Consider the following 353-nt stretch of genomic DNA (forward strand, 5'->3'; position numbering starts at 1 on the left):
CACCCGCAGGAACACCCGCTGGTAGCCGGTCTCGCCGAACCAAAGCCAGTCGGTATAGAAGTCGACGAGCGTGGGGATGGCGATTAGAAAGACGAAGGCCACCAACAGCAGAGCGACGCGCGATAGGCGGAAAGGCACCTGCCGATTATACGGAAATCGGCGAACGGCGACCGTCCACCGGCGAATGGGGACCCCGGGGGGAACCAGCACTACCTCCGTGCGGTAAAAGTAGACAGATGTTGGACGCGGGCGCCCGGGATGTGTAGGCCCGACGTTCCGCCTTCACGCTTCGCGTTTCGGCGAGACTCGCCGTAGCGGCCCGCAACAAGCGGGCCGCCAACCAGCACTGGTTG

2 pseudogenes (both running past the window's edge) are annotated in these 353 nt (G+C 64.0%); both read right to left on the minus strand.

The window, feature by feature from the left end:
- Positions 1–43: pseudogene (locus GEV06_20925) on the minus strand (UPF0182 family protein); it reaches 2,642 nt to the left of the window's first position.
- Positions 1–210, minus strand: a pseudogene (locus GEV06_20930) (hypothetical protein) (it extends 120 nt beyond the left edge of the window). Before GEV06_20930 ends, GEV06_20925 begins: the two co-directional pseudogenes overlap by 163 nt.
- Positions 211–353: the final 143 nt, after the last annotated feature.

Source organism: Luteitalea sp. (genome assembly GCA_009377605.1).
GTDB lineage: Bacteria > Acidobacteriota > Vicinamibacteria > Vicinamibacterales > Vicinamibacteraceae > WHTT01.